General features: G+C 44.6%; 2 protein-coding genes. Both read left to right on the top strand.

Annotated features, from left to right (window positions below):
- Positions 1 to 258: 258 nt before the first annotated feature.
- Entirely contained in the window at positions 259 to 669 is a 411-nt protein-coding gene (locus EPX21_RS22240; protein ID WP_166670857.1) for a helix-turn-helix domain-containing protein, read from the top strand.
- A 210-nt stretch (positions 670 to 879) separates the two neighbouring features.
- Positions 880 to 4,098 carry a glycoside hydrolase family 2 TIM barrel-domain containing protein gene (locus EPX21_RS22235; RefSeq protein ID WP_166670856.1) on the top strand — a complete coding sequence of 1,073 codons (3,219 nt, stop codon included), beginning with the start codon at positions 880 to 882 and terminating at the stop codon, positions 4,096 to 4,098.
- Positions 4,099 to 4,221 lie beyond the last annotated feature (123 nt).

Raw genomic sequence — 4,221 nt, 5'->3', positions numbered from 1 at the left:
GTTCTATCAGGAAATTAAAAATGTATCGTAATTATATCTTAGTTTAGTAAAAAGTTGTCCAACAAATAGGGAGTATCATAGTACCCCTCGGTAAAGGTCCGTACGATCCATTTTGATGTAAAGAAAACGGATGAGCCGTTTTTCAGCAAAATGGGTATTTATCCCGTAAATAATCTCCTTTTGCAGATGCTTCTGTTTTCAGAAAGATGGCATGGTGATTTATTTCCCGGTTCGAAGGCCTACGATTTCCTCAATACTATGAAGAACATTTTACCGCTGATTAGCCCGCACGCCCTTCCTATTGCGCTTCCTACTACCGACAATATGCGCTTGCGCCCGGTATTGGTGTATATCCATCAACATATTGCAGAAGATCTTACCTTAGCGCTTTTAGGGAAACGCTTCGGCTTTAGCGAAAGAACCTTATCCCGGTTCTTTAAGACACTGCTGAATATGCCCTTTTTTCAATACTTGAAATTAACCCGCATCATCAAAGCGACGGAATACTTAATTAAGAACGATCTATCTGTCAGTGAAGTCGCCTATCGGGTTGGCTATAACAGCATTTCGGCATTCAGCAATACGTTTCATAACATGATGGGACAGCGTCCCACCGATTTTCAGCAGCTAAACAGTGTCGCCTCCGAGGAAGCGCCCCGCGAACAATAAAGCGTTCGTATGAAGCCAACTTTCTCATCTTTCCCAAAAAGCGGGACGGACGTCATTTTACTATACGTTCGGAGCAACTATTACGTTCTAGTATTCAGTAAAATGATATCTTTGCCAATCACGAAGCCCGCAGCCTTCGTTAAATTGATGGATTCCGTTAGTTCAGGCTCCTTCAGTGATGCGGGCGATAGGCCACTAAAACAAACGTTCATGAACGCAATAGATCGCTATCTATCTATTTTTTTCCTTTTGATAATGACCATTCCTCTTGCCGCTCAACAGCGCGACTGGGAAAATGAAAAGGTATTCGAAATCAATAAGTTGCCAAGTCACGCCACAGCCATTCCCTTCGACAATGAGCAACAAGCCATCGCTAATATCGACTCTAACTCTTCCCTTTACAAAAGCTTAAATGGATTATGGAAGTTTAACTGGGTTAAGAACCCGAATGAACGTCCTAAAGAGTTCTACAAAAAGAGCTTTAACGACAGCAAATGGGGAAATTTACAGGTTCCCTCCACCTGGGAGGTTAATGGCTTTGGTACACCTATTTATACAAACATTACTTATCCCTTTAAAGTGGAACCGCCTAAAATTATGAAAGCGGTTGATACGTCCTGGACAAAACATAAGGAACCCAATCCCGTGGGCTCCTACAGACGAAAAGTCGAAATTCCCGCCAACTGGAGCGACAAACAGATTTTTTTGAATTTTGACGGAGTACAAAGCGCCTTCTATCTGTGGGTAAATGGCGAAAAGGTGGGGTATAGCCAGGGTAGCATGACGGGGGCTTCTTTCGATATTACCGAATATGTGCAAACCGGCCGAACCAATTTGATCGCCGTTGAAGTTTATAAATGGAGCGATGGCAGCTACCTGGAAGATCAGGACATGTTCCGCTTAGGGGGCATTCACAGAAGCGTTTATTTAAATGCTTCCCCTAAATTACATATCAGAGACTTCTTTTTAAAATCTGTATTAACGGAAGATCTTTCGTCAGCAACATTCGTAACCGATGCTTGGCTAAAGAATTACGGCAAAGGCAGTGATGCCGTGGGTAGCCTTACGGTCAAAATCTTGGATGCCGAGGGCAAGAAGGTGCCTCTTTCGTCAAAGATGGAGGAACGGATTAATAGAAAAATTGGTTTTGGAAGCTTATTCGGAAAAGAGGAAGACGATGCGCATTACCAGCTGAAGAGTACCATCGAAAATCCTCAATTATGGTCGGCCGAAAGCCCCTACCTCTACACAGTACTCCTGATATTGAAGGATAAAACAGATCAGGTGACGGAGGTCTTATCCAGCCAATTTGGATTTAGAAAAGTCGAAATAAAAAACAGCCGCTTGTATGTAAACAATAAACCTATCTTATTGAAAGGCGTAAACCGGCATGAAACACACCCGGAATACGGCAAGGCAGTACCCTATGAAAGCATGCTGGAAGATATTTTGCTGATGAAGCAGAACAATATCAATACGGTACGCACCTCGCATTATCCGAATGACCCGCGCTGGTATAAGCTCTGCGATCAATATGGATTGTATGTGATTGATGAGGCAGATATTGAAACCCATGGAGCAAAAGCCGATATAGGAAACAGCATCAACTGGCGACCGGCCTATATTGACCGCCATACGAGGATGGTTCAGCGCGATAAAAACCACCCTTCGGTCATTATTTGGTCTTTGGGAAACGAGTCCTGGGGACATGAGAACTTCAAAGCAGGTCGTGAAGCCGTGTTGGCAATAGACAGCTCGAGGCCTATACATTTTGAAAGTTATAATGAGGTTGCAGACATCGAATCGACCATGTACCCTTCCGTTGCGGCCTTATTGAAAAGTGGACAGACGGCAAGCACCAAACCTTTTTTGATGTGCGAATACGGCCACGCAATGGGGAATGCCATAGGCAACTTGAAGGAATACTGGGACGTTATCGAAAGTCACCCACGCCTCATCGGTGGCTGTATATGGGAATGGGTGGACCATGGATTGAGTAGACCGGTGCCGGGAACGACTTCCGGACAAACCTATTTCGCTTATGGTGGAGATTTTGGCGATAAGCCTAACGATGGAAATTTCTGTATGGACGGGATATTGACGCCCGACAGAAAACCGACGGCTAAATTGGAGGAAGTGAAAAAGGTTTATCAATATGTCGGTTTCACCGCAGCGAACCTCACCCAGGGAACGGTACGTATCAAAAACAAGTACGCCTTTTTAGATTTAAACAACTTCACGATCGACTGGGTGCTAACGGAAGACGGAAAGGAGATTCAGCAAGGTATTTTACCGGCATTGCAGCTAGCACCTGGCGACAGCACCACTTTACAGATTCCGCTTAAACAGCCCATGTTAACACCGGGTGCGGCCTACCATTTACAGCTCTATGTTAAATCGACCAAAGATGAGGCCTGGGCGCCAAAAGGTACGGTGGTGGCGACCGAGCAGTTTGAAATGCCTTACCGCACACCGGCCCAGATAAGCTATCGCGATACGATCACCACCTTACCGGATGTAATTGTACTACAAAAAGAAGATGAAGCCACTTTGATTGGGAAAGATTTCCATATAGGATTCAATCGCAATAGCGGAATGATTTCATCCCTGGCTTACCGCAATAACCAGTTGATTGAAGGTCTTAAAAACGGCTTTAAACTTAACATTTACCGCGCAACGCTGGATAACGATCGCAATAAGGATTGGGGACAGCCTATTCCCTGGGAGGAAGAAGGATATGATTCGTTGTCCTATGTCGTAAATGATTTTAACATTAATCCCGGCAATAGAAAATCTGTTCAGGTTACAGCGGCTGTAACGGCGAGTACGAAGTCGGGTTACGAAATAAGGCTTAATCTGATCTACACGGTATACGGTAATGGCGTGATACATGTATCCGCTTTCATCAATCCGGATAAAGAAGGCTTGCCTCTAGCAAGAATTGGTTTTACCACTGCCCTTAATGCCGGACATAACGCCGTTGAGTGGCTAGGTAGAGGCCCACACGAAAACTATATAGACCGTAAACAATCGGCCGCCTTCGGCCGATATAAAAGCACAACAGAACAGTTGGGCACGGTTTATATGCGCCCGCAAAGCATGGGCAACCGCGAAGACACAAAATGGGTGAAGCTTACCAATGGAAACAACCAAGGACTGATTGTTGTTGCAGATGATAAACTGAGTTTCAGTGCTTCGCACTATAGCGAAAGGGATTTACGGAAAGCTAAGCACCCTTATGAATTGGCGGCACGACCAGAAACTATTTTAAATATCGATTATGCGCAGCGTGGACTGGGGAATGGCAGCTGTGGACCGATTACTTTACCGGCCTATCAGGTACCTAAAGAATCGATGAACTTCAGCTTCAGTCTGCTTCCATATAGCCTCATCGATGGAGATGCGGCAGACTATGTGAGACGGCAATAGGGATTTTTTAAGGTGTAGGGAGGGAAGGTGTAAGGTATAGTACTCTGTCATGTCCTAAAAAAAGTAGACACTTTTATTGTTGTTGATTAAGATGTTGGAATGTGGGAAACTCCAGAGGAGTTT

The sequence above is a fragment of the Olivibacter sp. XZL3 genome, from assembly GCF_004368405.1.
Classification (GTDB): Bacteria; Bacteroidota; Bacteroidia; order Sphingobacteriales; family Sphingobacteriaceae; genus Olivibacter.
Note: the sequence above shows the minus strand (reverse complement) of the source record. Positions and strands in the feature narration are given on the sequence as shown.

Bases quoted from the DNA above. Each gene is read 5' to 3' on its own strand.
- EPX21_RS22235 (WP_166670856.1), top strand. From the start codon at position 880: ATGAACGCAATAGATCGCTATCTATCTATTTTTTTCCTTTTGATAATG.
- EPX21_RS22240 (WP_166670857.1), top strand. From the start codon at position 259: ATGAAGAACATTTTACCGCTGATTAGCCCGCACGCCCTTCCTATTGCG.